Consider the following 25035-nt stretch of genomic DNA (forward strand, 5'->3'; position numbering starts at 1 on the left):
CTTTCAGGGGTTAATTTTCCCGCAACCAGACCAGACGGGTTGCCCGCTCCCGGTCTGGTTGTCGATAAATGAGGGCCACGGCATCGAGGGCGGCGCGATCCAGCCGCACGCGGATGACAGTCAGGAAGTAGCGGCTCTTCACGTCGAGTTCCACGGTAGCAATCAGCTCGGCATTAATATTATTCTTGAAGTTTGCCAAATCAACAAACTTTTTGCGCGGATTGCTCAGGGTCAGGGCGCTGGCCTCGGACAAGGACATCATCGTCACGGCCGCCAGCACCTCGGCCGGCGCCGTATTCACGTTCACCGGCGTGAGTTCCGGCAAGATGATGACGAAATCGCGCAACTTCTCGATCATCTGCGGCGTGTAGCCGGGCACGGCCAGCAAATCCTCGACCTGCGTGAACGCCACCGGCTCGCTGCCGCCGTCCGATGGGGGCCTGGCGGCGGGCGTCTTGCCATCGCTGCCGCTGTCCATGGCGCGCAGTTTCGGCGTCGCGCGCAGCACGGCATCGGCCGTCGCCTGCGCCAGGCCGCTGTCGAGCCGCAGGTTGGCCAGCAAACGCTGGTAAGCGAGCACCTGCTGCGGATTGATGCCACCCGTGGCGGCGACCAGGTTGGTAATGTTAAACCGCGCCTGCGCATCGAGCGCGCGGCCCGAGACGGTGGCGTCGAATTTTTCCGTGTCGACCTTTTCGCGGTCGACGTAATCATCGAGCCGCGCTTCCTCGATGGGCGTGGCCCACACGCCGTCCAGCGCCGTCTGCGTGGGATTGTCCTGGCGCAGCCAGAAGCGGGCGAAGTCGACCATGCCGCGCATGGCCCACTGCGTCTGCAGGCGCAGGCGCTGGTTTTCCATCGAGCGCACCTGCACTTGCTGCTGCCAGAACAGGCTGGCGACGACGGTGATGGCCAGCGCCGTCAGCAGCAGGGCCGTGATGACGGCCACGCCGCGCTGGCGCGCAGGGCGAATAAACGGCTTCATCCCGGCCCCAACAAGAAGACTTTGGACAGGCCCGCGTCCTGGCCCGGCATTTGCAAGGTCACTTCCAGGCCCGGCACTTGCGTGGAGATGGTGGCGCCCGCCGTCAGGACGTTCCAGGCGCCATTGCTCCAGCCGCGCATGACCATGCTGTCGACGCCATGCATCAGGGCCACGTCGGCATTGGAGGTATCGGTATCGTCGCGCGCCGCCTGCCACAGGGTGTCGAGCACGGCCAGGTCGCGCGTGCCGTTCGACTCGCGCCGCGTCAGCACGCCGCCGCGCAGGCGGTAAGTGACCACTTGCAACTGTTGCGGCTCCTGTTCCGATGCGGCCAGGCGCACCAGGGTCAGGCGGTCATTTTCCGCCGTCAGGTTCAGGCGACCATTCAGCAGGTTGTTGTTCTGGCCGGCACCGGCCAGATGGTCGCAATCGCTCTGCATCTGGGCAAACGCCAGTTGCATGCCGCGCGCCTGTTCCAGCTGGCTGGTCAGCACTTCACGCGAACGCATGATGCTGTCCAGGCCGCGCCAGCCCAGCACGGCGACCATGGCCAGGATGCCGATCGCCACGAGCAGCTCGATCAAGGTGAAACCGGCGGCGGTGTGATTGCGGCGCGCCATCAGTCGTTGAACGCCAATAACACCAGGCGCACGATGCGCCGGGCCGGGTATTGCACGTCGTACACGTTGACGCGCACTTGGCGGATGCGGGGATTCGGCGTGGCCACCACTTCCTCCTCGCAGATCAGTTTCAGATCGCCCTGCGGGCAGTCGACCGTGCGCTTGCCCGTCTGTGGGAACGTTTTCGCCAGGCGCAGCCGCACCAGGTGGTTTTCCGCCGACCAGGTGGCCATCATGGCGCTGCGCAAGCCGTCGCTGTTCTGCGTCAGGCTGCCGACGGCGCGCAGCGAGGCGCCCAGGGCCGTGCCGACGATGACGAGGGCGACCAGTACTTCCAGCAAAGTGAAGCCGCGCTGGCGGCGTTGTCGGGAAAAGGCCATCATTGCTCGACCGTAAAATGGCCGATGCCGTCGGCGCGGATGGCCACGCTGCGCTCGCCGCTGGCCAGGGTCAGCACGAAAGGCTTGTCGACCGGTTCGCGGCCGAAGATGATGCGCAGCGGCTGGGCCACGCTGTTCGACGGCTGCACGCTGAGCAGCATGGGCGTGTTGGCAAACGCGCGCTCGCGCAGCAAATCATCCTGCGTCACGGGTTGCCACAGCTTTTCATTGAGAACCAGGAAACGGTATTGATTTTCGTCCGCCTCGAACGCCACTTGCCGGCTGCGCACGATGGCTTCATCGCGCGCCAGCTGCAGCAGCAGGGCAATGCGCTCGGCTTCCTTTTGCAAGGCTTGCTGGCCATTCGGCATGGCGTTCAGCGACACCAGGCCCAGGGTCACGCCGATGATGACCATCACCACCAGCAATTCGATCAGCGTGAAGCCGCTGACGCGTGGCCGGGGCAATGCGCGACCGGTGGTCATGGCAGGCATGCAATGGAAAACTTACAGTTCCCAGGAGCCGATATCGGCATCATCGCCGCTACCGCCAGGCTGGCCATCGGCGCCCAGCGAAATGATGTCAACTTCGCCCTTCACGCCCGGCGACAGGTACTGGTAAGGATTGCCCCATGGATCTTTCGGCATCTTTTCCAGGTAGCCGCCCGCTTTCCAGCCATTTGCGGCCGGTCCCGTCGTCGGTTTTTCGATCAGCGCATGCAAGCCCTGCTCGGTGGTCGGGTAGCGCTGGTTATCCAGGCGGTACAGTTTCAAGGCTTGCATCACGGTGGCGATGTCGACTTTCGCCGCCGCCACTTTCGACTCGCCCGTGCGGGCGATCAGCTTGGGCACCACCAGCGAAGCGAGGATGCCCATGATCACCACCACGACCATGATTTCGATCAAAGTGAAGCCGCGCGCGCGGCGCTGGCGTATCGGATGGTTTGCTGCGTTTTGCATATGAAAGAGAGAAGAAGGTGAGTAATGAGAGCAGAGTATAAAGCGGAAATATGACAAAGCCTGTCATATGGGGAAAAATTTGTGCGGGGCGACTCAGAGCGGCAAGACCACTACACCGCAAACGGCGCAGCCGGGGTCGCGCGCGACGCGCATGCTGCTCCATTCCATGTGCAAACCGTCGAGCAGCAGCAGCCGTCCGGCCAGCGATTCGCCCACGCCCATGATGAGTTTCAGCGCCTCGGCCGCCTGCATGGCGCCCACCACGCCCACCAGCGGCGCGAACACGCCCATGCTCGAGCACGCCTCGTCCGTGAACTGCTGTTCCTGCGGGAACAGGCAGGAATAACATGGCTGGGTGCCCGTGCGCGGGTCGAACACGCTCACTTGCCCGTCGAAACGGATCACGGCGCCCGACACCAGCGGCACCTTGCCGGCCACGCAGGCGCGGTTGACGGCGTGGCGCGTGGCGAAGTTGTCGGTGCAATCGAGCACTACCGTGGCGGAGCAGACCAGTTCGGCCAGGCGCGCGCCATCGAGGCGCTCCTGCAAAGCAATTATTTCAATCTCGGGATTGATGCCGGTCAAGGTTTCACGCGCCGACAGCACTTTCGGCTGGCCCACGCGCTGCGTGGTGTGGGCGATCTGGCGCTGCAGGTTGGTCAGGTCGACCGTGTCGTCATCGACGAGGGTCAGCTTGCCGACGCCGCTGGCGGCCAGATACATGGCGGCCGGCGAGCCGAGCCCGCCCGCGCCGATCACCAGCACATGCGCATCGAGCAAGGCTTGCTGGCCTTCGATACCGATCTGATCAAGCAGGATGTGGCGCGAGTAGCGCAGCAGTTGGGCGTCGTTCATGGCGGCGACTACGGTTTGCGCACCGGAATCTTCTTGTCATCGGCCTTGATGTCGGAAGCGATTTCCGGCTTGGCGCCGATCTTCTCCGCTTTCGGGTCCACCTTGGCCAGCTGCACCGGCAAGCCCTGGAAGTGGTTCAAGGCTTGCTGCAGCTGGAAATCATCCTTGGCGCCGTATTCGAGCGGCTTGCGCTTTTTCGCCGTGGCGATCAGGCGCTGCTCTTCTTCCAATTGATCTTGCATGCCTTCCATGGTCGGCTTGGCCGCTTCCGGCTTGCCATCGTCGCTGCTCAGGTGTTTTTCCAGGTCCGCCTCGCGCACGCGCAGGCTGTTCCAGCCATCGCCTTCGGCCGTTTCATCGACCAGCAAGTCGGGCACGATGCCGCGCGCCTGGATGGCGCGGCCTTTCGGCGTGTAGTAGCGGGCCGTCGTCAGCTTGACGGCCGTATCGGCCGTGATCTGGCGCAAGGTTTGCACGGAACCCTTGCCGAACGTTTGCGTGCCGATGACGGTGGCGCGCTGGTAATCCTGCAAGGCGCCGGCGACGATTTCCGAGGCGGAAGCGGAGCCGGCATTGACCAGCACCACCAGCGGCACGGTTTTCAGCGCGGCCGGCAGCTTGGCCAGCGGATCGGCCTTGGCGCCCGGCGGCGCATAGAATTCGCGGCGGCCATAAAACACTTGCTTCGACTCCGGCAACTGGCCCTTGGTCGAGACGATGATGGAGTTGCCAGGCAGAAATGCCGTCGCCACGCCGATGGCGCCCGGCACGACGCCACCGGGATCGTTGCGCAAGTCCAGCACCAAGCCCTTGAGCTTGGGGTCTTGCGCATACAGCGCGTTGATCTTTTTGACCATGTCATCGACGGTCGGTTCCTGGAACTGGGCGATGCGCAGCCAGGCATAGCCGGGCGCGACCATCTTGGCCTTCACGCTTTGCACGCGGATTTCCTCGCGCACGATGGGGAAGACCAGCGGCTTGCTTTCGCCCTTGCGCGACATCGTCAGCACCAGCTTGCTGCCGGGCTGGCCGCGCATCTTCTTGATGACGTCCTCCAGCTGCAAGCCTTTCAGCGGGATGTTGTCGAGGCGGGTGATCAGGTCGCCCGCCAGGATGCCGGCCTTGGCGGCCGGGCTGTCCTCGATGGGCGAGACGACTTTTACGTAGCCGTCTTCCATGCTCACTTCGATGCCGATGCCGACAAACTTGCCTTGCACGCTTTCGCGCATTTCCTTGAAGGCATTCTTGTCGAGATACACGGAATGCGGATCGAGCGACGAGACCATGCCGGAAATGGCTTCCGTCAAGAGTTTCTTGTCTTCCACCTTCTCGACGTAATCGGTCTTGATCAGGCCGAAGACGTCCGACAACTGACGCAGCTCGTCGAGCGGCAGCGGGGCATTCGTGATTTTCTGCGCCACGGCCGGGAACTGCAGCGACATGCCGATGCCTGCCATGACGCCCAGACCGATCAGGCCGATACTTTTAACTTTGATACGCATGTATTCTTCGCAATCTACAAATTCGCTGGGGAACTTAAAACTTCACCCAGGTGGCTGGATCGAAGGCGCGGCCCTGATGACGCAATTCAAAGTATAGCCCTGATTCCTCGTTGCCGCCGCTGTTGCCCGCGCTGGCAATGGCCTCGCCGCCCTTGACGGCGTCGCCCACGCGTTTCAGCAAGGATTGGTTATTGCCATAAATACTCATGTACTGGCCGCCATGGTCGACGATGATCAAATTGCCGAAACCGCGCAGCCAGTCGGAAAACACGACCCGGCCGCCGGCGATGGCGTGGATTTCGCTGCCTTCGCCCGTGCGGATGAACACGCCCTTCCAGCTGGGGCCGTCACCGCGCTTGCTGCCGAAGCGGGCGGCGATCTTGCCCGCCACGGGGGCGCGCAGCTGCCCTTTCATGCTGGCAAAGGCGCCGGCCGGCGCGGCCGGGCCCAGGCTCGGGCGTTCCGGCTCCGGTTCCGGCTTGGGCTCGGGCTTGGGCGTCACCTTGGCCACCTGCGGCGGCTCGTCGTCGTCGATCGGTTCCAGCTTCACGGGCGGCGGTGGCGGCGTTTGCGGCTTGATCTTGCCCGATTTGTTTTGTTGCTCTTTCGCCAGGCGTTCGCGTTCGGCCTGCACCTGGGCGGACTTGGCGCGCGCGGCCAGCAAGCGTTCGCGTTTTTCCGCGGCGATCCTGGCGTCGGCGGCCGCTTTCGCGGCGGCGCGCTGCTCGGCCAGCAATTGCTGGCGTTTCTTTTCGGCCGCAGCGGCGGCGGCCTGCTCTTCGATCAGTTTCGCCAGCTTGTCGACCAGGCTACCCATGCGCTGTTCGTCGCGCTCGACATTGCCCACTTCCTTGCGCTGCGCCACCAGGCGCTGCGACAAGCTCGTCAGCAAGGCGGCGCGGCGCGCCTTTTCCTGTACCAGCAGGGCCTTCTGGTCGCGCTCTTCCTGCGCGATTTCTTCCAGCTCGTCCTTGGCGTTCTGCACGTCCGCCTGGTTTTTCTCCACGGCAAGCAAGTTGGCGCGCAAGGCATCCAGCAGGCGCGCCTGCGCCTGCGACACATACGCCATCAATTGCAAGTCGCGGTTGATGCGGTTCGGATTGTCGCCCGACAAGAGCAGCTTGATGCGGTCTTCGTTGCCGGCGACATATTGTTCACGCAGCAACTTTGACAGCTGCGCCTTCTGCTTGTCGACCGTGACCGTCAGTTGCCGGTGCTCTTGCCCCAGCGCATTGAGTTTCACGCCCGTCTCGCTTTGCTCCTGCGCCAGGTCGCGCAAGGCGCGGTTGGCATTGGAAATGGCCTCTTCCGACTCGGCCAGGGTGTCGGCCGCGTCATCCTTGGCGGTTTCCGTGCGGCTGATGTCGCGCTTGAGCGCCGTCAGCTTTTGTTGCAATCCAGCACGTTGTGCTTCCGCGGCCGCTTTCTGCTTGCTGCGTTCGGTGGGCTTGGCACCCTGTGCGGCACCGCTGGAGAACAGCAGCGCTGCGCACAGCATGGCACCGGCGCGCCACGCCGGCAGGGGTCGTTCAGCAGAGGGGGCGATCGCTGTGCCGCGGAAGAAAGACAACAAGTTACTTGGCCTTCCCTTGGTTCGCCACGGCCGCTTGCGCTGCCGCAATCGCTGCCGGGTCGCCCAGGTAGTAATGACGGATCGGTTTCAGGTCGGCGTCCAGCTCATACACGAGCGGCTGGCCGTTCGGGATGTTCAGGCCGACGATATCGCTGTCGCTGATGCCATCGAGCATCTTGATCAGCGCGCGCAGGCTGTTGCCGTGGGCCGAAATGATGATTTTCTTGCCGGCGCGGATGGCCGGAGCGATTTCTTCATCCCAGGACGGCATCACGCGCGCCACAGTGTCTTTCAGGCATTCGGTCAGCGGGATAGCCGCTTTCGGCAAGCCGGCGTAGCGCGGGTCGTTGAACGAGGCGCGGTCGTCGTCTTCCGCCAGCGGCGGCGGCGGCGTGTCATAGCTGCGGCGCCACACCAATACTTGCTCGTCGCCATACTTGGCGGCCGTCTCGCCCTTGTCCAGGCCTTGCAGGGCGCCGTAGTGGCGTTCGTTCAAGCGCCAGTCGTTCTTGATGGGCAAATACATCATGTCCATCTCGTCGAGCGCCAGCCACAGGGTGCGGATGGCGCGCTTCAGGACGGAAGTGTAGGCCACGTCGAACGTAAAACCTTCCTGCTTGAGGATCTGGCCGGCGGCCCTGGCTTCGTTGACGCCCTTTTCCGTCAGATCGACGTCGGTCCAGCCGGTGAAGCGGTTATCGAGGTTCCAGGTGGACTCGCCGTGACGCATGAAAACGATTTTGTACATAGTTCTATCTTCTCAAGGGGTTCAAATCAAAAAAGCAAAACGTAAAAAGACCTCGTCCAGCTTCTATTTTATAATGCGCGGATTGACTTAAACCATTGGACCCTACGTGAAATTCATTATCGACCACATTTTTCTGTTTGCCATCGTCATTATTTCCGGCGGCGCCCTCCTCTGGCCACTGCTGTCGATGCGCGGCAAGCGCGCGACCGTACTGGAAGTCACGCAGCTGATCAACCGCGGCAAGACCATCATTGTCGACGTGCGCAGCGCGGAAGAGTTCGCCACGGGCCACTTGCCTGACGCAAAAAATATGCCGCTGCCGGAACTGGCAAAACGCCTGGGCGAGCTGGAAAAATTCAAAACGCGCCCCATTGTAGTGGTTTGCCAGAAAGGTTCGCGTTCGGCAACGGCCGTTGGCCTGCTGGGCAAAGCCGGTTTCGCCGAGGCAACGAGCCTGGAAGGCGGTATCGACGAATGGAAAAAGCAGGGTTTGCCCTTGAAAACCCTGTCGCTGGCGAAATAAGCCGGCATTTAACTAGAAGGAATCATCATGACCGTCCCCGTAATTGTGTATAGCACCGCCGTGTGCCCGTATTGCGTGCGCGCCGAGCGCCTGTTGGAAGCCAAGGGCGTGACCGTGCAAAAGATCCGCGTCGACCTCGACCCGGAAGAGCGCATCAAGATGATGGAACGCACGGGCCGCCGCACGGTGCCGCAGATCTATGTGGGCGATACCCACGTGGGTGGTTTCGACGATTTGTATGCGCTCGATCAAGCCGGCAAGCTGGACCCCTTGTTAAATGGCACGGCAGCCTGATATAAAGCGGGTTCGAGAAATTGCTTGGTTTTTTGTCGTATTGTTTTGATACAATTGCCCTCGCACCTGATCTGGCCGCGCCTATCCGGCGCGGTTTACATACCGCAAGCACCATATTTGAACGGTGTGCCGTTCTTGTCCCTTACAACGAAAGCGTTCCATGTCTGACGAAAATCTGCAACCAGTCTTCCAAATCCAACGCGTCTACCTGAAAGACATGTCGCTGGAACAACCAAATTCCCCAGCTATTTTCCTGGAACAAGAAGCACCAGCGATCGAAGTCGCTCTGGACGTGGGCGCCGCGCCTCTGGCCGACGGCATCTTCGAAGCCACCGTGACCATCACCGTCACCGCCAAAGTCGGCGATAAAGTCGCTTTCCTGGTTGAAGGCAAGCAAGCCGGTATCTTCGAAGCACGCAACATTCCTGCAGATCAACTCGATCCGCTGCTGGGAATCGGCTGCCCGAACATCATCTACCCTTACCTGCGCGCCAACATCGCCGACGTGATCACCCGTGCCGGCTTCCCGCCAGTGCACCTGGCCGAGATCAACTTCGAAGTGTTCTACCAACAACGTCTGCAAGCTATTGCTGACGCCGCTGCCGCAGCTCCAGCAGCCAGCGAAACGCACTAAGAACATCTCACCAAACCTGCTGCGCGGCGCGCCTTGCGGCCTGCGATGCTCGCTGTGCTCTAGCACAGCTGCGCTTCTCGGCCACAATGCACTGCCGCTCGCGACGGTTTTGTGAGTGTTCTATACTGCAGGTAAGAAACGGCGGCCTGGCCGCCGTGTTTCGTTAAGGTTCAAAATATCATGTTGAAAAGTGCGCTCTTGAGCAAGTTCCGCTGGATCGCCGGCGCCGTGCTGCTGCTGGCCACCGCCGCCAGCCACGCCGTCGATTTCAAAACGGTGGGAGCAAATCCCGTGATCCTGTATGACGCGCCGTCCTCCAAGGGCGGCAAGCTGTACGTGGCGCCACGCGGCATGCCGCTGGAAGTCGTGCTCAGCTATGGCGAATGGGTCAAGGTCCGCGACGCCAGCGGCGAAATGGCCTGGACGGAAGCCAAGGGCCTGTCGGCCAAGCGCAACGTCGTGGCGCGTGCCGCGAACCTCAAGGTTCGCGCCAGCCCCGATGACACCGCCTCCGCCATCCTCCTCGTCGACAAGGGCGTGCTGCTGGAAATGAGCGAGCAGCCGAGTTCCGGCTGGGTCAAGGTGCGCCACAAGGATGGCCAGAGCGGCTACGTCAAGACCAGCGAAGTGTGGGGCTTGTAAGCACCGCGCCCGTTTCCCCTGCCCCGTTGAGGTTGCATGCAAGTTTCCCCTGAAGTCACTCCCGATAGTATTCCCGCCGTTCGCAAGATCACCATCCTGGGTGCCGGCGCCTGGGGCACGGCCGTGGCCATGGCCCTGGCCGGCCGCCACGACGTGCTGCTGTGGGGCCGCAATGGCGAGGCCATGGCCGCCATGGCCGCCAGCGGCGAAAACAGTTATTTGCCCGGTTTTACCTTACCGCCGCAACTGCGCATTAGCGCCGATTTCGACGCCGCCGTCGCGCATGCCAGCGGGGAACAGGGCCTCCTGATCGCCGCCTGCCCCGTGGCGGGCCTGCGGCCGATGCTGCATCAACTGAAAGACAAGGCCACCGGCAACCTGGTGTGGCTCTGTAAAGGCTTTGAAGGCGGCACGGGCCTGCTGCCGCACCAGATCGTGCAGGAAGTGCTGGGCGACAAGATCCCCGGCGGCGCCCTGTCCGGCCCCTCGTTCGCGCAGGAAGTGGCGCGCGGCTTGCCGTGCGCGCTGACCATCGCCTCGCACAGCGCCGCCTTGCGCGGCGCCGTGGTCTCGGCCTTGCATGGCGGCACCATCCGCGTGTATGCGAGCGATGACCTGGTGGGCGTGGAAGTGGGCGGCGCCGTGAAAAACGTACTGGCGATCGCCACCGGCGTGGCCGACGGCCTGGGCCTGGGCTTGAATGCGCGCGCCGCGCTGATCACGCGTGGCCTGGCGGAAATCACGCGCCTGGGCACGGCCTTGGGTGGCCAAACGGAAACGTTCATGGGGCTGACGGGCATGGGCGACCTGATTTTAACGTGCACGGGCGACCTGTCGCGCAACCGCCGGGTCGGCCTGGGCCTGGCACAAGGCAAGGCGCTGGCCACCATCGTGGCCGAACTCGGTCACGTGGCCGAAGGTGTGCCGTGCGCCAAGGCTGTGCGCGAACTGGCGCGCCGCATGGGCGTCGACATGCCGATCACCAACGCGGTGGCCGGCGTGCTGTTCGATGGCGATTTGCCGCACGTGATGGTGCAGCAGTTGCTGTCGCGCGATCCGCGCGCCGAGGCGGCCTAACCATGTTTACGAGTACCAATAACGCCTAACAAAACCGTCGCGAGCGGCAGTGAGTTGTGGCTGAGAAGCGGAGCTGTGCGAATGCACAGTGAGCATCGGAGGCCGCAAATCGCGCCGCGCAGTAGGTTTGGTTAGGTGTCAAGACCGGCCTGGTTATATACGCGTTTAACGAATAATTCCGGCTTTTTCTCCTGCCATTTCTTCATCGCCTGAATCGGTGTTGCGTTATCCAAGGCGCGCTGGGGAATGTTGTGGTTGTAGATTTTCAGGTAATTGCGCAGCGTCGATTCCAGTTCGGCCCGGGAGCCGAAACGAGTCTGGTTGACGACCTCGCTGATACGGCCATTGAAGCGTTCGACCATGCCGTTGGTTTGCGGGTGACGCGGCGGAATCAATCGATGTTCGATCACCAATTGCTTGCACAGCACGTCAAAGACATGCTTGCCGCTCGGGATACGGTCGCCGCTGACAGGGTCTTTTTTCTTGCTGGTAAAACGGTCGGTGAACTGGCTGCCGTTGTCAGTGAGTAGTTTGACGATGGTGATCGGGCAAGCATTTTTCAGTTTGAGCAGGAAGTCGGTACTGCTGCTGTCGGACTGGTTGGCATAGATTTCCATGAAGACCCAGCGTGTGGCGCGGTCAATGGCGACGAACAGGTAACGGCGTTCGGTTTCATCGAGCATCTGCGGTAAGTACTTGATATCCATATGTAAAAAGCCCGGCTCGTAGTCCTTGAACGACTTTTTGGTAACCGGTTTGTCGTCTTCGAGTGCGGCCATTTTAAGCAAACTGGAGACACCATGGCGCCGCAAGCAGCGGCCCAGGGCGCCACGCGAAAGCGCCGGGTTGACGAACTCACGCGCCACCGCCAGCAAGTCGTCGGTGGGCAAAAGCAAGGTGGTGCGTAGCGCGATGACGACCAGTTCCTGCGCTGGCGTCAGCGTCGTATGCATGGTGTGGGGCCGGTGCGAACGGTCCTCGGCGCTGTCGCGGTTCTGCCATTTACGGATCGTCAGGCGGCTCACGTTATAGCGCTCGGCAAGCTCCCGTTGGGGCAGTGTCGAGTTGCGGATTTCTTCCCGGATCAGGTGGGTGGTGCGGGCTCGGCTGTGAAGGGCTTGGGTCATGGCGCTGGCGGTGAGGTGACAGGAATCAACAGTGTACTCAACAGGCGCCTGGCTTTGAAGTAGGGCAAGCTGCGAATAGGAATATGATCACCCAATTCTAAACAGTTAGGTGTTCCTAGCGCCCCGCCTTGGCCATCAAGATCGTCAGCAGCAATAAACTGTCTTCGCGCGCTTCCAGCGCGTGCGCCTGGCCGCCGTGCAGATACAGCATCTGCCCCGGCCCCAGCAGGTGCACGCCGCCATGCGCTTGCACCGCCACCTGCCCTTGCAGGCACAGCAGGGTGATTTCACCGAGCACATGATGCTCGGGCATGGTCTTGCCCTTGGGCATGCACATGCGGATCAATTCCAGCTCATCCGTTTTGGCCAGCGCGATGGCGGAAAACTGCGAGAGGTCGTCGCCGTCCCTGCGCAGTACCTCGATCACCTGTCCTGAACTTGCGTGCTCCAGCGCCATCATGTGCTCCTTCGGCAATTACTCGGTGACTTCCTCCGGCTCTTTCGCGCCGCGCATCCACTCGACCAGCGGCCACGCATCCTTCAAGCCTTCCGCCAGGGTCGGCAGCAGTTTTTCCGGTTCGTTGACGGGCAGCGGTATTTCGGTCCAGACAAAAAAGCTCTTCAGCTTGATGAATTCGATATGTTCGGCATCCGCGTCAAACCCCTTGGGCGGGCGCTGCAACTTGCCCTCGTTCTGAATCGTGCCGAAACGGGCCTTTAAACGCTTATTTTTCAGCACTTTGGAAAAACCTGGCGCGTCGTTGAGCATATGCTCGCGCAGCGCCTTCAGGCGACCCGGCGGCGGCATGTATTCGCCGGCGCCGAACAGCAGCTTGCCCTGGCCATCGATCTGCAGATAATACGTGGGACCGCCCGCCTTGCTGGGGCGGCGCATGTCGTTCGGCGCGATGGCGGCCGAAAAACGCGTTTTATACGGGCTCTTGTCGTGCGCGAAACGCACGTCGCGGTTGATGCGGAACAAGGCCTTCTTCGGATTGCAGTACTTCACGGCCGGATCGAACTTGCCCAGCTCGCCGATCAGCGACGTCACCACGGCGAGGAATTCCTCGCGCAGGATGTCGTAGCGGGGCTTGTTCATGACAAACCAGGGACGGTTGTTGTTGTCGCTCAGTTCACGTAAAAATTGGGTCAAATCACGCACATGCATGTGTCAAATTCCGATCAGCAACTATTTGGAAAGCTCTTTCGGGAGGGGGCGCTTGCCCACCAGCACGTCGAGCGCCGCTTCGCGATTCTTGCGCAGCACCGTCATTTTAGCTTTTCCGCCGGGCGGCAGTTGGGCGATCAGGTTCAGCATTTCCGTCGTGTCGCCGACGGGCTTGCCTTCCACCGTCAGCAGGATGTCGCCGGGCACGATGCCCGCCTTGTCGGCCGGGCCGTTGCGCACCACGCCGGCGATGATGGCGCCGCTGGTGCGCTGCAGGTTGAAGCTTTGCGCCAGCTCGGGCGTGATGTCCTGCGTTTCCACGCCGATCCAGCCGCGCACCACGTGGCCGTCCTTGATGATGGCTTCCATCACCGTCTTGGCCGTCGAGACGGGAATGGCGAAGCCGATGCCGACGGAACCGCCACTTTGCGAGTAAATCGCCGTATTGATGCCGATCAAGTTGCCGCGCGTATCGACCAGGGCGCCGCCCGAGTTGCCGAAGTTGATGGCCGCATCCGTCTGGATGAAGTTTTCAAAGCTGTTGATGTGCAGGTTGTTGCGGCCCAGGGCGGAGATGATGCCCATGGTCACCGTCTGGCCCACGCCGAACGGGTTGCCGATGGCCAGCACCACATCGCCCACGCGTGCCAGCTCCGACTGGCCCAGCACGATGACGGGCAACTTGTCGAGGTTGATCTTGATAACGGCCAGGTCCGTTTCCGGGTCCAGGCCCACCACCTTGGCCGGCGCCTTGCGGCCATCGGTGAGCACCACTTCGATTTCGTCGGCGCCTTCGACCACATGGTTGTTGGTCAGCACATAGCCTTCATGGCTGACGATGACGCCCGAGCCGAGGCTGTTTTTCAAGTCCTCGCCATCCTCGCCGTCCGGGTCGCGGTCGCCGAAGAAACGTTTGAAGAAGGGATCGCGCGCCAGCGGATGGGCGCCGCGCTTGGGCACTTGCAGGGTGAGGATGTTGACGACGGCGGGCATGGCGCGCGCCGCCGCGTCGCGGTAGGAACCGGGCGCCAGGCTGCTCGACGCCGTTTCCACCACGGGCACCGGCTTGGCGGGGGAGCCTAGTTGCTGTACCCGGCTGGCCGGGCGCAGCGCACCGTACACAAAGTACAGCGCCAACGCGATCGTCACGGTTTGCGCAAACAATAACCAGAATCGTCGCATAGTTCTCTGCCCAGGTCAGCCGGCCGGTGCCGGAACGACTTATTTTGCCAGATTGTTGCTGTTGCGTGCGTTCTGCTGCAGGGAGTCGCGGATTTCGCGCAGCAGCACGATGTCTTCCGGCGTGGCCGGCGCCGGTGCCGGCGCGACCGGTTCGCTGCGGCGGGCCTTGTTCATCAGGCGCACCATCTGGAAGATGATAAAGGCAAGAATGATAAAGTTAAGCAAAATGGTCAGAAAGTTACCGTAGGCCAGCACGGCGCCCGCCTTTTTGGCTTCCACCAGCGTCATTGTCGTGGCCTGGCCATTCAGGGGCAGGTAGTAATTGGCGAAATCGAGGCCGCCGAAAATGCGGCCGATGGGCGGCATGATCACGTCTTGCACCAGGGAATCGACAATCTTGCCGAAGGCGCCGCCGATGATGACACCGACCGCCAGATCGACGACGTTGCCTTTCATTGCAAATTCTTTAAATTCCTTCATCATTGCCATGAATTTCTCCTTCGGATAGATATAAAAACATGCCGATCATACTATTGATTCCCAGTGCCACCAACTTGTGGTTGTTGGCGAGACCAATTCGTGCACAGCCGGGCGCATCTAGTTCGAAAGAACTAGCCACCTCCTGCAAAAGTATATAAATTATGGTACAAGCAACGTTTTTGTTCTATTCGTTGTTTGCTTCACTTATAATTTGCGGTTGCCAGAAGTGGATTTTTCACTTCCGGATAATCAACAAGAAACTGGCACGGGCTGCGCCATTGGCCGAAGTTCCGCAGGGATGTTGCCACTTTACCGCGCAAAGACGCGGGTTGCGGCAATCAGTGGGAAAGAGCTTCGGCGACGGGTTTTTCGCGGCTGCCACTCATAATAAAGATTCGCATTTTGACTGATTGGGGTTTGCATGAGTAACGAAAAGCAGGTCGATTCAGGCCGTCGCGGCTTGCTCGTCGCCACGTGCGCGGCGGGCAGTGTAGTTGGATTGGCAACCGCGGGAGCCTTGGTAAGCACCTTCCAGCCGTCGGAGCGCGCGAAAGCGGCTGGCGCGCCCGTCGAAGTAGACATCACCACCTTGCAACCCGGCGAAATGCGCACCGTCGAATGGCGCGGCAAGCCGGTCTGGATTCTGAAGCGCACGCCGGAAATGATCGCGTCCCTGAAAAAGACCGACGGCAAAGTCGCCGATGCCAATTCACAACGCAATCCCGCCGAATTCACACCCGAATACTGCATGAACGAAGCACGCTCGATCAAGCCTGAAATTCTCGTCGCCGTCGGCATCTGCACCCACCTGGGCTGCTCCCCTTCCTCGAAATTTACCCCCGGCCCGCAACCGTCGCTGCCCGATGACTGGGAAGGCGGCTTCCTGTGCCCTTGCCACGGCTCCACCTTCGACATGGCCGGCCGCGTGTTCAAGAACAAGCCGGCGCCGGACAACCTGCAAGTGCCGCGCCATATGTACCTGAGCGACACCAAATTGCTGATAGGTAAAGACGAGAAAGGCGAGGCTTGATCATGGCTGCTTTCAAAGAAACGAAGTTCCCGGCAGACGCTCCCGTCGCCGAAAAAGCGCTGGGCTGGGTCGATGACCGCTTTCCCCTGACCAAGCTGTGGAACGACCAATGGGGCAAATACTACGCCCCGAAAAACTTCAATTTCTGGTACATCTTCGGCTCGCTGGCCATGCTGGTGCTGGTCTTGCAGATCGTCACCGGCATCTTCCTGACCATGCATTACAAACCGGATGCGGCCCTGGCCTTCAATTCCGTCGAGTACATCATGCGCGAAGTACCGTGGGGCTGGCTGGTGCGCTACATGCACTCGACGGGCGCCTCGGCCTTCTTCATCATCGTCTACCTGCACATGACGCGCGCCCTGCTGTACGGTTCGTACCGCAAGCCGCGTGAGCTGATCTGGCTGTTCGGTTTCGCCATCTTCCTGTGCCTGATGGCCGAAGCGTTCTTCGGCTACCTGCTGCCATGGGGCCAGATGTCGTACTGGGGCGCGCAAGTGATCGTCAACCTGTTTGGCGCCATCCCGTTCATCGGCCCTGACCTGTCGTTGTGGATCCGCGGCGACTATGTCGTCTCCGACGCGACCCTGAACCGCTTCTTCGCCTTCCACGTGATCGCCATCCCGCTGGTACTGCTGGGCTTGGTTGCAGCGCACTTGATCGCCCTGCATGAAGTCGGTTCGAGCAATCCGGACGGCATCGAAGTGAAGGAAAACCTGGGCGCCGACGGCCACCCGGTCGATTCGATCCCTTCGCATCCATACTACACCGTGCACGACCTGTTCGGCGTATCGATCTTCCTCGTCATTTTCAGCGCCGTTGTGTTCTTCGCGCCGGAAATGGGCGGTTACTTCCTGGAATACAACAACTTCCTGCCCGGCGATTCGCTGAAGACCCCGCTGCACATCGCGCCAACCTGGTACTTCACGCCGTTCTACTCGGTGCTGCGTGCCACCACGGCCGACTTCATGTACGTGCTGATGGGTGCCGTGGCGGCCTACGTGGTGTTCATCTGGCTCAAATCGCGCCTGTCGACGACCGTCAAGTCGGCCATCGCCGGCATCGCCATCGTCGCCATCATCGGCATGCTGCCGCAGGTGCTCGATGCGAAATTCTGGGGCGTGGTGTTCTTCGGCGGTTCCGTCGTGATCCTGGCCTTCCTGCCATGGCTCGACCATTCGCCCGTGAAATCGATCCGCTACCGTCCGAGCTGGCACAAATATGTGTACGCCATCTTCGGCCTGTCGTTCCTGATCCTCGGCTACCTCGGTACCCAGGCGCCAACGGATGCGAAAACCATCGTGTCGCAAGTGTGCACCCTGATTTACTTCAGCTTCTTCCTGCTGATGCCATGGTGGAGTGCCATGGGCAAGTTCAAGACCGTGCCGTCGCGTGTGACGTTTCACCCGCACTAAGCCGCTCTCACGCCACGCTCAAAGGACATACATCATATGAAGATTGCAAAAAAACTGCTCGCCATCCTGGCACTCGTGCCCGCCATGGCTCTCGCCAGCGAAGGCGGCTTTCCGCTGGACAAGGCACCTGACCGCCAGACCAACATGGCGGCGCTGCAACACGGCGCCAAATTGTTCGTCAACTATTGCTTGAATTGCCACGCCGCCGTGTCGATGCGCTACAACCGCCTGCGCGACCTGGGTTTGACGGAAGACCAGATCAAGCAGAATCTGTTGTTCTCAGGCGATAAAGTCGGCGACTTGATGACGACCAGCCTGGCACCGCAGGACGCCAAGGCCTTCTTTGGCGTCGTACCGCCGGATTTGTCGGTAATTTCGCGTGCGAAATCATCTTCCGCTGGCACTGGCGGCGACTACCTGTATACTTACCTGCGTACGTTCTATAAAGACGACACTCGGCCGACCGGCTGGAACAACATGGTCGTGCCGAATGTTGCCATGCCGCATGTATTATGGGAATTGCAAGGTGTCCAGACTGCCAAGTTCGTGGAAGAGACAGATCCCCACGAGCCCAGCAAGAAGATCCACAAATTTGCAGGCTTCGAGCAGGTCAAGCCCGGCACGTTGAACAAGATCGAGTATGACAATGCGGTAGCCGACCTGGTCGGCTACATGGAGTGGATGGCCGAACCGGCACAGCAAACACGCAAACGCCTGGGCGTATGGGTGCTGCTGTTCCTGTCGGTCTTCGCTCTGCTGGCATGGCGCCTTAACGCGTCGTTCTGGAAGGAAGTCAAATAAGTGAGGCGCCGGCCATAGGCCGGTTTATGCCTGTTTCTGCGTTGTCCGCATGAGTGGACAAGCGACCTGGGGTGAGCCGTTCGCGGCTTCACCCCCTTTGTTTCTAAGGAACTATAAAAAATGATGGTTCTCTATTCGGGTACAACCTGCCCATTTTCGCAACGCTGCCGCCTGGTCCTGTTTGAAAAAGGCATGGACTTCGAAGTGCGCGACGTCGACCTGTTCAACAAACCGGAAGACATTTCGACCATGAACCCGTATGGCCAGGTGCCTATCCTGGTCGAGCGCGAACTGATCCTGTATGAATCGAACATCATCAACGAGTACATCGATGAGCGCTTCCCGCATCCGCAACTGATGCCGGCCGATCCGCTGATGCGTGCCCGCGCGCGCCTGATGCTGTTCAATTTCGAAAAAGAACTGTTCGTGCACGTGCACGTGCTGGAAAGCGAACGCGCCAAGAGCAACGACAAGGCCCACGACAAGGCACGCGCGGAAATCCGCGACCGCCTGACGACCCTGGCGCCGCTGTTCCTGAAAAACAAGTACATGCTGGGCGACGAATTCTCGATGCTCGACGTGGCTGTCGCGCCGCTGCTGTGGCGCCTGGACCACTACGGCATCGAACTGTCGAAGACGGCCGCGCCGCTGATGAAATACGCCGAACGCATCTTCTCGCGTCCTGCGTACATCGAAGCGCTGACGCCATCCGAGAAAGTGATGCGCCGCTAAAAGATATCCCCATAAAGCTACTGCGCAGCCCGCTCTCGACTTGGCGTTACTCGCCGTACTTAAAGTACGGCTGCGTTACTGAAGCCGATATCGGACTTGCTCGCTACGCTTTCTGGGGCATCTTGGGCCATGTGTTAAAGTTGTTTTTTGCGCTGTCCCAGTCTTTTGAACTACCGGTGCGCCCGCCTCATGCTTGATGGGGGCGCTCCCGCCTCACAGTGCCTACCATGTCTGAAATCTCAACCAAACCTTATATGCTGCGCGCCATCTATGAGTGGTGCACCGATAGCGGCTACACGCCTTATCTCGCGGTCAAAGTCGATTCGCGCACCACGGTACCGATGGAATACGTGAAAAAGGGCGAAATCGTGCTCAACATCAGCTTCGGCGCCACCAGCGGCCTGAAGATGGACAACGACGCCGTCCGCTTCCACGCCCGCTTTGGCGGAGTCTCGCGCGAAATCTACGTGCCTGTCGACAACGTGATGGCCATCTACGCCAACGAAAACGGCCAGGGCATGGCCTTCGAGCCCGTGCTGGGCAACGATGACCCGGACGCGCAACCGACGGACAGCCCGGCCTCGGCCGACCTGCCACCGCCAGCGCTGGCCCCGGTCTCCAGCGCCCCGACCCTGTCGTCCGTGCCGACCAGTTCCCCCGAACAACGCGACAACGCCACGCCCGGCGACGACGAGCCACCAAAAAAAGGCGGCCGCCCGACCCTGACACGAATTAAATAGCGTATAATTCGCAACGCACAGTTTTTGCCGACTTAGCTCATTTGGTAGAGCAGTTGATTTGTAATCATCAGGTGGCCAGTTCGAAACCGGCAGTCGGCACCAGAATTTAGTATAAAAATCAAAGGGTTACGGCTTTCAGCTTGTAACCCTTTTTTCATACGCACTCGATACCGGGTCGCCATGTAACCACTGTGTAACCCGATTTGGAAAATCGCGGTTGGCCGTCAAAACGTGAGCGCATCCAAGGCAAGCTTGCCGTACCATGTAAAAAAATCAACCGGGAACAGATACCATGGACAACGATGTCGAAAACACATCTCAATTTTTGTTCTACGCTGCGTCTGATGGCAATGTAAAAGTGCAAGTCATCTTGGGTGATGAAACGGTCTGGACAACGCTCAAAGGGATGGCTGAAATTTTCGGTGTAGAAGAGAACACCATTGGCTACCACGTCAAAAATGTGTATGAAAGCAATGAGCTTGCGGAGATTCGAACTACTCGAAAAATTCGAGTAGTTCGTCAAGAGGGGACTCGGCAGGTAAATAGAGAGCTCGATTTTTACAATCTCGACATGATAATTTCTGTCGGATATCGAGTAAATTCTGTTCAAGCAACTACCTTCAGAATATGGGCAACGGCCGTCCTCAAGGAATATTTGGTCAAAGGCTTCGCGCTAAATGACGATAGATTAAAGCAAGGTAGCAAGTTGTTCGGCAAAGACTACTTCGACGAACTGCTTGAACGCATCAGGGAGATTCGGGCATCAGAGCGCCGCTTCTACCAGAAAATCACGGACCTATATGCGCAATGCAGCATCGACTATGACAAGCATGCGCAAATCACCCAAGTATTCTATGCAACGGTGCAAAACAAGTTCCATTTTGCCATCCATGGGCACACCGCTTCCGAATTGGTCAAGTTGCGTTCTGATGCTGACAAGCCCAACATGGGACTGACCGCTTGGAAGAATGAGAAAACCGGTGGGAAAATTCTTAAGACGGATATTTCAGTCGCCAAAAACTACCTTAGCGAGTCCGAACTGAGAAACATGAACCGCTTGGTGTCGCAATATCTCGATTTCGCAGAAGGCATGGCGGAACGTCAAAAGGCGATGACGATGGAGGCTTGGACAAAAAAGCTCGACGACTTTCTGAAATTCAATGAGTACGAGGTCTTGGATGGCGCCGGCCACGTCTCGGCCGATGCAGCTAAGAAGCTTGCCGAGGCTGAATTTGCTAAATTCCGCACGATACAAGACAAAGAGTTCACATCCGACTTTGATAAGGTCGTGAACGAAATAATGATAGAGGGACAAATTCCTCCGCCGAAGAATTAGGGCATCAGATACGAATGCTGCACCTGGCACTCGGCGAAGCACGCCACTGGTGCAGGCCCCTTAATCTGCGACGCTGCGAGCCTTCCCCGGAACACCACCACGAAGACCGCCACTTTCGCCGAAGACCGCCACACTATTTACGTGGCCGTCTTCGTGACTTTTGGCGGTCTTCGCTCAAGAATCCGTACAAGAATCAGAAGAATCCGTACTTTTTTCTGCGGATTCTTCTGATTCTTCCGGATTCTTGTGGATTGTTGTCGGCGACTTGCTCGGCAAATACCAGTTCCATCCGCCCGACTTGCTGCCCGGCTCCTTCGCAGATTCGATACCGGCCTTGGCCTTCGCATTGTTTGCGGCCGTCCATGAATACCCTGCGTCACTCACTTCCGCCTTGACCTGCTTGGCCGGCATCTGGCCGCCGTTCTCGGTCAGCAGGTCCACCAGCATCCGCTCCAGGTCGCGGCGGCCTTCGCCAGCTTCCCCGTTGTCGTCGTGCTCAACGTCGCCCAAGATTTCCCGCGCCGTGCCCTCAATGACACCCTCCCATACCGCATGCGTCGCCTCGATGCCGCCAGCAATGGTCACCAGGTCGAGCGAGTACGCCACGCCGCCATCGTCCGGCGCGATGTTCGACTTCGCCCTGGCCATCACACGCCGGTTGCTGCCCTCCTCCTTGGCCGTCACCAGCACCATGCGCGCCAGGGCGCCGAATGCCTGCGAGCCGATAACGCGGTCCTGCGGTGCTTTCCCGGCGCCGCCCTTGGCAAAGTGCGTGATGCCGATGACCGCGCAGCCGTGGGCGTCGGCGAAGTCCACCACCGCCTGCAGGCTGCGGCGCACGTCGTTGGCCCGGTGCATGTCACCGGCGACGACTGACACAATCGGGTCTATCAGCAGCAGGCTCACGCCGCCGATGGCGTCGACCGCGCGGCGCAGGTCGGCGATATCTTGTGACGGGTCGAACGGCGCGCTTTCCCCGTCCTGAGCAATACCCTCAATGAAGTGGCAGCGCGCCAGGTCGGCACCGGAGGCAATCAGGCGCGGCACCAGCGTATCGTCGGCCACGTCCTCGCTCGACCAAATCAGCACGTTTCCCAGCTGCTTGCACTGGCTGCCATCTGGCCAGCGTCCGCCAGCGGTCAGCACGGCGGCCAGCGCCAGGGCGAGCGTAGTTTTGCCGGTACCGGCGGCGCCAGCCAGGATGGTCAACTTCCCGGCCGGCACCCAGCCGGGCCACAGCCAGGTGATGGGCAATGGCTTGATGTCGGCGCCGCACCGGATTTTCACCACACGTTCGCCGCGCTGCATGGACCGGTCGAAGGGTCGCGCGGTCTCGCCGGCCTGCGCCAACTGGATGCGCGCCAAGCGTGCCGCCTCGTCCTCCTTGCTCAAGGTAAAGCCGCCCATCTGGTCGCCGATATGATTGTCCGCCATCATGCTTTCGCCAACTTCAAAAACGCCGTGCGATGGTGGTCACTGTCGACCAAGAGCAAACGCTGAGGCCGGGCTTGATACAGCCGGTCGGCCAGCGTGCGCAGCGCGCCGTACCTGGTCAGCGTGCCAGGAAACAGCAGCACCACGTCCAGGCCCGCCACCGCGCGGCATTCCAGCGGCGTCGGCAAGTTGGCCGGGTCGATTTCGATGGCGTTGCGCTTGGGCGGCAGCATGCCCATGCCAAGCCACAGCACGCCGCCTACCGGCGCCAGGCCATACTCGGCGCGGATGCGCGCCAATTCCGCCAAGGTGCTCATGCTGCACCGCCGGGCATGTCAAAGTGATTGGGCAGCACTAGCAGGATGCGAGTGCGGCCAGGTTCGGCGAAGTGGTCAATGTAGCGCAGCGCCTGCTCAAGCTTCATGCTCACCAGGCCGGCAGGCGCGCGCGCTTGAATCGTTACCTTGCTGGCATCCTCAAGGCCAAGAGTTCCACCACCATAAACCAGTGCCGGCGGCGGCCCGACTTCCGGCGGCTCGGGGAGCTGGTACCGGCTGGCTGCTTGCCGCTCGCTCTGGTGGCGAATACGCACCGAGCGGATGGATATCTCGCGGTAGGCGGGGCAATCCGCCGAGGCCCGATGCTCGCCGGCCAGCTGGTGCGCGGCATCAAGCGTCAGGTCCATGGCCAGGACTTCGCCGCTTTCGGTGAGAACGTCGTACAGTGGTTCTGCGGTATCGCCGTTTGGCGGCATGTATGCGGCGCTCATTTTGGTCCCCGGTCTTCGTTGTCAGCAACCAGGCGGATGCTGGCCGGCGCGGTGGTTGGCTTTTCCAGCGGGTACATTTTGGCGACCATGTTGGCAAAGTCCACGATATCGTCGCGCCACTTCGGGGCCGTCGCGCGGTAGCGGTCAATCATCAGTTGCTCTTCGCGGCTGAGCGTCGCTGGCACCAGCGTAACCGGCGGCCGCAATAGCACGGGCCTGGCGACCTTGCGTGTCCGTGGTGGTTTCGGTGGCGTGGCGCTCATGCTGGCACCTGCTCTTTGTACCAGTCAGCACGGTCGCATACGCTATCGCTCATCTGCTCGCACACGGCAGCAACCATCGCCACCAGGTTGCATACGGCGCCCTGGCTGAGCGGCGGCGCGCTGTCGGGGTCGTCCGGATTGAAATTGTCCTGCGCCACCACGTTACCGGCGACGATGCGCAGCACCGTGCCCAAGCCGGCGCTGATGGTCGCCACCCTGTTGAGGTCGCGCATCAGCGGCGCGGCGCCGACGTGGGCGGCCATGAGCCGGTCGGTGAATTGCTCAAACCGGTCTTCGAATACTGAGGTGGTGGGCGCCGCCGTGTGGCCGTGGCTGGCGCTTGCTGGCGCCGCCGCGCGCAGGGTCGAGTCGAAACCCTGCTCCCACGCGGCCAGCATGTCAGGAAAGGCCGGCGATGCTTCGTGCGTCAGCACCATGTCGGCCAGCCGCAGCGCGCGGCATACCGCCGCCGATATCGGCCGGGCGCGGCCAGCGTTGTGCAGCAGCCAGTCGGTGGCGGTGGCGCTGCCGGCGGCCAGCAGCTGCTCAGGCGTCGGGCCTGCGTCGGCTGGCGCTGGGTTGTGTGATTTACGGGAGCTCATGCTGCACCGCCTTCCGCGACCAGGGCGGCAATGTTGGCTTGGCCCTCACCGATGAGGGCGGCATTGCGCGGCGCACAGGTGGCGAAGCAGTTGATGGCGGCGACGGCATCAGCGGCGGTCGGCGCCAGGTCGGTCAGCGCGTCCAGCTTGTCGAACAGTGCTGCCAGCAGTATCTCGATGTCGTCTGCTTGCGCCTCGATGTCGGCGGCGAGCTGGCCGATGATACGCAGGCCGCCCACATAGTCGCCGTCCGCTGTCACCGGCTGGCCGCTGGCGCGGCGCCAGATGGCGTGCCCCTCTGCGATGCCAGATGCGAAGGCGTCAGCCGCCGCGGTGCCGACCTGGTACGGCTGGCCGATGCGCGCGCCTTCGATGCGGTAGGCAAGCGCTGCCCGGGCGCCGTCCATGTATTCGCCTGAGCGCGGGTCGCGGCTGGCGCTGAACGCGGCGGAAAAGAGCTGGTCGACGGTGATGGCCACCGCCTGGCTATTCACGGCGTTCATGCTGCACCGCCAATCTTTGCTACAGCAGTACGCCAGATGGTCTTGCCTTCCTCGATGCCAGCAAAGAAAGCATCAGCGGCGGCCGTGCCCACCTGATACGGAATGTCGAAGTCCTTGCGCTCGATGCGGTGCTCAAGCGCCATGCGTGCGCCGGCCTTGTATTCCTGGCTGCGCGGAGTGCGGCCGTTGTAGAACGCGGTTTGATAGAGCTGGTCGACGGACAGGGCCGTAGCTGCTGATGGGATATGTTGGGGTGTGGTGGTGCCTGGCATAGTTGCCTCCGGTGTGTGGTCTAGAACCGCACATCCCGTCGCCAAACGGGGTGAGCAGCAAATGGTGGGGTTGGCGAACCGGTACACACGGAAACCGGCATACCCGAAGGTATCCCCACCACTGCCGCTCATAGAGGACGTCATGGTGCAACGGACGAAAAAAAGCCGCCTGGTGGCGGTCGTCCGCCGGTGTATTCCGAGTCGCCAAACCCGTGCCCCTCTTTATCGGGGACGTTTTTAGAATAGACCGGCAACAGGCAGGCGTCAAGGCTTTTCGTCGACCGCCATTTTAGCATCCATTAGATAAAATTGCATTATTGATATTTTGACCTCATTCTGTCTTGGCACTTGGGATGTGTGACAATTGGAGTGTTTTGTTGAGGGCAACA

32 protein-coding genes and 1 tRNA gene are annotated in these 25035 nt (G+C 60.8%); 12 read left to right on the top strand and 21 right to left on the bottom strand.

What is annotated here, in order from left to right; translation table 11 throughout:
• Positions 1-10: 10 nt before the first annotated feature.
• The 9 genes from gspK to gpmA all read right to left on the bottom strand — a co-directional run bounded on the left by gspK (position 11) and on the right by gpmA (position 7622).
• Positions 11-985, bottom strand: a complete 975-nt coding sequence (gene gspK, locus KY494_RS16475; protein ID WP_219887536.1) for a type II secretion system minor pseudopilin GspK — start codon at positions 983-985, stop codon at positions 11-13.
• Positions 982-1605, bottom strand: coding sequence for a type II secretion system protein J (locus tag KY494_RS16480; protein ID WP_219887537.1), 624 nt, complete (start codon positions 1603-1605; stop codon positions 982-984). The genes gspK and KY494_RS16480 overlap by 4 nt, the downstream gene beginning before the upstream one ends.
• Positions 1605-1988 carry a type II secretion system minor pseudopilin GspI gene (gspI, locus tag KY494_RS16485; protein WP_219887538.1) on the bottom strand — a complete coding sequence of 128 codons (384 nt, stop codon included), beginning with the start codon at positions 1986-1988 and terminating at the stop codon, positions 1605-1607. Before gspI ends, KY494_RS16480 begins: the two co-directional genes overlap by 1 nt.
• On the bottom strand, positions 1985-2479 hold the full coding sequence (locus KY494_RS16490) for a GspH/FimT family pseudopilin (RefSeq protein WP_166445988.1): 495 nt from the start codon (positions 2477-2479) through the stop codon (positions 1985-1987). Before KY494_RS16490 ends, gspI begins: the two co-directional genes overlap by 4 nt.
• 12 nt (positions 2480-2491) lie before the next feature.
• The gene (gspG, locus tag KY494_RS16495) at positions 2492-2944 is read right to left on the bottom strand and encodes a type II secretion system major pseudopilin GspG (RefSeq protein WP_219887539.1); all 453 of its coding nucleotides are present in this window, start codon (positions 2942-2944) and stop codon (positions 2492-2494) included.
• A 93-nt stretch (positions 2945-3037) separates the two neighbouring features.
• Positions 3038-3799 carry a molybdopterin-synthase adenylyltransferase MoeB gene (locus tag KY494_RS16500; RefSeq protein WP_219887540.1) on the bottom strand — a complete coding sequence of 254 codons (762 nt, stop codon included), beginning with the start codon at positions 3797-3799 and terminating at the stop codon, positions 3038-3040.
• An 8-nt stretch (positions 3800-3807) separates the two neighbouring features.
• Positions 3808-5301, bottom strand: a complete 1494-nt coding sequence (locus tag KY494_RS16505; protein ID WP_219133965.1) for a S41 family peptidase — start codon at positions 5299-5301, stop codon at positions 3808-3810.
• 34 nt (positions 5302-5335) lie between these two features.
• Positions 5336-6799 (bottom strand): murein hydrolase activator EnvC, encoded by a 1464-nt coding sequence (locus tag KY494_RS16510; protein ID WP_219891620.1) that lies wholly within the window; start codon positions 6797-6799, stop codon positions 5336-5338.
• A 76-nt stretch (positions 6800-6875) separates the two neighbouring features.
• On the bottom strand, positions 6876-7622 hold the full coding sequence (gene gpmA / locus KY494_RS16515) for a 2,3-diphosphoglycerate-dependent phosphoglycerate mutase (protein WP_219133966.1): 747 nt from the start codon (positions 7620-7622) through the stop codon (positions 6876-6878).
• Between the two features lie 106 nt (positions 7623-7728).
• On the opposite strand from gpmA, the gene KY494_RS16520 reads away from it, so the two are divergent.
• The 5 genes from KY494_RS16520 (at position 7729) to KY494_RS16540 (ending at position 10792) form a co-directional block, all read left to right on the top strand.
• Entirely contained in the window at positions 7729-8145 is a 417-nt protein-coding gene (locus KY494_RS16520) for a rhodanese-like domain-containing protein (RefSeq protein ID WP_071079850.1), read from the top strand.
• 27 nt (positions 8146-8172) lie between these two features.
• A complete protein-coding gene (gene grxC, locus KY494_RS16525) occupies positions 8173-8439 on the top strand; it encodes a glutaredoxin 3 (RefSeq protein WP_034783579.1) in 267 nt (88 codons plus the stop codon).
• Between the two features lie 160 nt (positions 8440-8599).
• The gene (gene secB, locus KY494_RS16530) at positions 8600-9073 is read left to right on the top strand and encodes a protein-export chaperone SecB (RefSeq protein ID WP_010394167.1); all 474 of its coding nucleotides are present in this window, start codon (positions 8600-8602) and stop codon (positions 9071-9073) included.
• 180 nt (positions 9074-9253) lie between these two features.
• The gene (locus KY494_RS16535) at positions 9254-9715 is read left to right on the top strand and encodes an SH3 domain-containing protein (RefSeq protein ID WP_219887541.1); all 462 of its coding nucleotides are present in this window, start codon (positions 9254-9256) and stop codon (positions 9713-9715) included.
• Positions 9716-9751: 36 nt separating this feature from the next.
• Positions 9752-10792: an NAD(P)H-dependent glycerol-3-phosphate dehydrogenase gene (locus KY494_RS16540; protein WP_219887542.1), complete on the top strand. Its 1041-nt coding sequence runs from the start codon at positions 9752-9754 to the stop codon at positions 10790-10792.
• 131 nt (positions 10793-10923) lie between these two features.
• On the opposite strand, the gene KY494_RS16545 is transcribed toward KY494_RS16540, so the two are convergent.
• From KY494_RS16545 to mscL, 5 genes are all read right to left on the bottom strand, one after another.
• Positions 10924-11919 (bottom strand): IS481 family transposase, encoded by a 996-nt coding sequence (locus tag KY494_RS16545; protein WP_219887543.1) that lies wholly within the window; start codon positions 11917-11919, stop codon positions 10924-10926.
• Positions 11920-12034: 115 nt separating this feature from the next.
• Entirely contained in the window at positions 12035-12379 is a 345-nt protein-coding gene (locus KY494_RS16550; protein ID WP_258194275.1) for a cupin domain-containing protein, read from the bottom strand.
• A gap of 15 nt (positions 12380-12394) precedes the next feature.
• Positions 12395-13087, bottom strand: coding sequence for a DUF2461 domain-containing protein (locus KY494_RS16555; protein WP_219887544.1), 693 nt, complete (start codon positions 13085-13087; stop codon positions 12395-12397).
• 21 nt (positions 13088-13108) lie between these two features.
• A complete protein-coding gene (locus KY494_RS16560; protein WP_219133972.1) occupies positions 13109-14269 on the bottom strand; it encodes a Do family serine endopeptidase in 1161 nt (386 codons plus the stop codon).
• A gap of 39 nt (positions 14270-14308) precedes the next feature.
• Positions 14309-14758 carry a large conductance mechanosensitive channel protein MscL gene (gene mscL, locus KY494_RS16565; protein ID WP_070223752.1) on the bottom strand — a complete coding sequence of 150 codons (450 nt, stop codon included), beginning with the start codon at positions 14756-14758 and terminating at the stop codon, positions 14309-14311.
• Positions 14759-15170: 412 nt separating this feature from the next.
• On the opposite strand from mscL, the gene petA reads away from it, so the two are divergent.
• From petA to KY494_RS16600, 7 genes are all read left to right on the top strand, one after another.
• Positions 15171-15779: a ubiquinol-cytochrome c reductase iron-sulfur subunit gene (petA, locus tag KY494_RS16570; RefSeq protein ID WP_219887545.1), complete on the top strand. Its 609-nt coding sequence runs from the start codon at positions 15171-15173 to the stop codon at positions 15777-15779.
• 2 nt (positions 15780-15781) lie between these two features.
• Positions 15782-17194 carry a cytochrome bc complex cytochrome b subunit gene (locus KY494_RS16575; protein ID WP_219133973.1) on the top strand — a complete coding sequence of 471 codons (1413 nt, stop codon included), beginning with the start codon at positions 15782-15784 and terminating at the stop codon, positions 17192-17194.
• A gap of 36 nt (positions 17195-17230) precedes the next feature.
• Positions 17231-17995, top strand: coding sequence for a cytochrome c1 (locus KY494_RS16580; RefSeq protein ID WP_219887546.1), 765 nt, complete (start codon positions 17231-17233; stop codon positions 17993-17995).
• Between the two features lie 120 nt (positions 17996-18115).
• Complete coding sequence (locus tag KY494_RS16585; protein WP_010394154.1) at positions 18116-18727, top strand: glutathione S-transferase N-terminal domain-containing protein; 612 nt, start codon at positions 18116-18118, stop codon at positions 18725-18727.
• Between the two features lie 227 nt (positions 18728-18954).
• Positions 18955-19467 (top strand): ClpXP protease specificity-enhancing factor, encoded by a 513-nt coding sequence (locus KY494_RS16590; protein WP_071079859.1) that lies wholly within the window; start codon positions 18955-18957, stop codon positions 19465-19467.
• 26 nt (positions 19468-19493) lie between these two features.
• Positions 19494-19569 (top strand) — tRNA-Thr (locus KY494_RS16595).
• 190 nt (positions 19570-19759) lie between these two features.
• Positions 19760-20803: a virulence RhuM family protein gene (locus KY494_RS16600; protein ID WP_219887547.1), complete on the top strand. Its 1044-nt coding sequence runs from the start codon at positions 19760-19762 to the stop codon at positions 20801-20803.
• Positions 20804-20977: 174 nt separating this feature from the next.
• On the opposite strand, the gene KY494_RS16605 is transcribed toward KY494_RS16600, so the two are convergent.
• Genes KY494_RS16605 through KY494_RS16635 form a run of 7 tightly spaced genes read right to left on the bottom strand, consistent with a single transcriptional unit; the run spans position 20978 to position 24646 of the window.
• Complete coding sequence (locus KY494_RS16605) at positions 20978-22240, bottom strand: AAA family ATPase (RefSeq protein ID WP_258194276.1); 1263 nt, start codon at positions 22238-22240, stop codon at positions 20978-20980.
• Positions 22237-22554 carry a hypothetical protein gene (locus tag KY494_RS16610; RefSeq protein WP_219887548.1) on the bottom strand — a complete coding sequence of 106 codons (318 nt, stop codon included), beginning with the start codon at positions 22552-22554 and terminating at the stop codon, positions 22237-22239. Before KY494_RS16610 ends, KY494_RS16605 begins: the two co-directional genes overlap by 4 nt.
• Positions 22551-23006, bottom strand: coding sequence for a hypothetical protein (locus KY494_RS16615; protein ID WP_219887549.1), 456 nt, complete (start codon positions 23004-23006; stop codon positions 22551-22553). The genes KY494_RS16610 and KY494_RS16615 overlap by 4 nt, the downstream gene beginning before the upstream one ends.
• Complete coding sequence (locus KY494_RS16620) at positions 23003-23269, bottom strand: hypothetical protein (protein WP_076565303.1); 267 nt, start codon at positions 23267-23269, stop codon at positions 23003-23005. Before KY494_RS16620 ends, KY494_RS16615 begins: the two co-directional genes overlap by 4 nt.
• On the bottom strand, positions 23266-23871 hold the full coding sequence (locus tag KY494_RS16625; protein ID WP_219887550.1) for a hypothetical protein: 606 nt from the start codon (positions 23869-23871) through the stop codon (positions 23266-23268). Before KY494_RS16625 ends, KY494_RS16620 begins: the two co-directional genes overlap by 4 nt.
• Complete coding sequence (locus KY494_RS16630) at positions 23868-24374, bottom strand: hypothetical protein (RefSeq protein ID WP_219887551.1); 507 nt, start codon at positions 24372-24374, stop codon at positions 23868-23870. The genes KY494_RS16625 and KY494_RS16630 overlap by 4 nt, the downstream gene beginning before the upstream one ends.
• A complete protein-coding gene (locus KY494_RS16635; RefSeq protein WP_219887552.1) occupies positions 24371-24646 on the bottom strand; it encodes a hypothetical protein in 276 nt (91 codons plus the stop codon). The genes KY494_RS16630 and KY494_RS16635 overlap by 4 nt, the downstream gene beginning before the upstream one ends.
• Positions 24647-25035: the final 389 nt, after the last annotated feature.

The sequence above is a fragment of the Janthinobacterium sp. PAMC25594 genome, from assembly GCF_019443505.1.
Taxonomy (GTDB): domain Bacteria; phylum Pseudomonadota; class Gammaproteobacteria; order Burkholderiales; family Burkholderiaceae_D; genus Janthinobacterium.

Bases quoted from the DNA above. Each gene is read 5' to 3' on its own strand.
- gspK (WP_219887536.1), bottom strand. From the start codon at position 985: ATGAAGCCGTTTATTCGCCCTGCGCGCCAGCGCGGCGTGGCCGTCATC.
- KY494_RS16480 (WP_219887537.1), bottom strand. From the start codon at position 1,605: ATGGCGCGCCGCAATCACACCGCCGCCGGTTTCACCTTGATCGAGCTG.
- gspI (WP_219887538.1), bottom strand. From the start codon at position 1,988: ATGATGGCCTTTTCCCGACAACGCCGCCAGCGCGGCTTCACTTTGCTG.
- KY494_RS16490 (WP_166445988.1), bottom strand. From the start codon at position 2,479: ATGCCTGCCATGACCACCGGTCGCGCATTGCCCCGGCCACGCGTCAGC.
- gspG (WP_219887539.1), bottom strand. From the start codon at position 2,944: ATGCAAAACGCAGCAAACCATCCGATACGCCAGCGCCGCGCGCGCGGC.
- KY494_RS16500 (WP_219887540.1), bottom strand. From the start codon at position 3,799: ATGAACGACGCCCAACTGCTGCGCTACTCGCGCCACATCCTGCTTGAT.
- KY494_RS16505 (WP_219133965.1), bottom strand. From the start codon at position 5,301: ATGCGTATCAAAGTTAAAAGTATCGGCCTGATCGGTCTGGGCGTCATG.
- KY494_RS16510 (WP_219891620.1), bottom strand. From the start codon at position 6,799: ATGCTGTGCGCAGCGCTGCTGTTCTCCAGCGGTGCCGCACAGGGTGCC.
- gpmA (WP_219133966.1), bottom strand. From the start codon at position 7,622: ATGTACAAAATCGTTTTCATGCGTCACGGCGAGTCCACCTGGAACCTC.
- grxC (WP_034783579.1), top strand. From the start codon at position 8,173: ATGACCGTCCCCGTAATTGTGTATAGCACCGCCGTGTGCCCGTATTGC.
- secB (WP_010394167.1), top strand. From the start codon at position 8,600: ATGTCTGACGAAAATCTGCAACCAGTCTTCCAAATCCAACGCGTCTAC.
- KY494_RS16535 (WP_219887541.1), top strand. From the start codon at position 9,254: ATGTTGAAAAGTGCGCTCTTGAGCAAGTTCCGCTGGATCGCCGGCGCC.
- KY494_RS16540 (WP_219887542.1), top strand. From the start codon at position 9,752: ATGCAAGTTTCCCCTGAAGTCACTCCCGATAGTATTCCCGCCGTTCGC.
- KY494_RS16545 (WP_219887543.1), bottom strand. From the start codon at position 11,919: ATGACCCAAGCCCTTCACAGCCGAGCCCGCACCACCCACCTGATCCGG.
- KY494_RS16550 (WP_258194275.1), bottom strand. From the start codon at position 12,379: ATGATGGCGCTGGAGCACGCAAGTTCAGGACAGGTGATCGAGGTACTG.
- KY494_RS16555 (WP_219887544.1), bottom strand. From the start codon at position 13,087: ATGCATGTGCGTGATTTGACCCAATTTTTACGTGAACTGAGCGACAAC.
- KY494_RS16560 (WP_219133972.1), bottom strand. From the start codon at position 14,269: ATGCGACGATTCTGGTTATTGTTTGCGCAAACCGTGACGATCGCGTTG.
- mscL (WP_070223752.1), bottom strand. From the start codon at position 14,758: ATGGCAATGATGAAGGAATTTAAAGAATTTGCAATGAAAGGCAACGTC.
- petA (WP_219887545.1), top strand. From the start codon at position 15,171: ATGAGTAACGAAAAGCAGGTCGATTCAGGCCGTCGCGGCTTGCTCGTC.
- KY494_RS16575 (WP_219133973.1), top strand. From the start codon at position 15,782: ATGGCTGCTTTCAAAGAAACGAAGTTCCCGGCAGACGCTCCCGTCGCC.
- KY494_RS16580 (WP_219887546.1), top strand. From the start codon at position 17,231: ATGAAGATTGCAAAAAAACTGCTCGCCATCCTGGCACTCGTGCCCGCC.
- KY494_RS16585 (WP_010394154.1), top strand. From the start codon at position 18,116: ATGATGGTTCTCTATTCGGGTACAACCTGCCCATTTTCGCAACGCTGC.
- KY494_RS16590 (WP_071079859.1), top strand. From the start codon at position 18,955: ATGTCTGAAATCTCAACCAAACCTTATATGCTGCGCGCCATCTATGAG.
- KY494_RS16600 (WP_219887547.1), top strand. From the start codon at position 19,760: ATGGACAACGATGTCGAAAACACATCTCAATTTTTGTTCTACGCTGCG.
- KY494_RS16605 (WP_258194276.1), bottom strand. From the start codon at position 22,240: ATGATGGCGGACAATCATATCGGCGACCAGATGGGCGGCTTTACCTTG.
- KY494_RS16610 (WP_219887548.1), bottom strand. From the start codon at position 22,554: ATGAGCACCTTGGCGGAATTGGCGCGCATCCGCGCCGAGTATGGCCTG.
- KY494_RS16615 (WP_219887549.1), bottom strand. From the start codon at position 23,006: ATGAGCGCCGCATACATGCCGCCAAACGGCGATACCGCAGAACCACTG.
- KY494_RS16620 (WP_076565303.1), bottom strand. From the start codon at position 23,269: ATGAGCGCCACGCCACCGAAACCACCACGGACACGCAAGGTCGCCAGG.
- KY494_RS16625 (WP_219887550.1), bottom strand. From the start codon at position 23,871: ATGAGCTCCCGTAAATCACACAACCCAGCGCCAGCCGACGCAGGCCCG.
- KY494_RS16630 (WP_219887551.1), bottom strand. From the start codon at position 24,374: ATGAACGCCGTGAATAGCCAGGCGGTGGCCATCACCGTCGACCAGCTC.
- KY494_RS16635 (WP_219887552.1), bottom strand. From the start codon at position 24,646: ATGCCAGGCACCACCACACCCCAACATATCCCATCAGCAGCTACGGCC.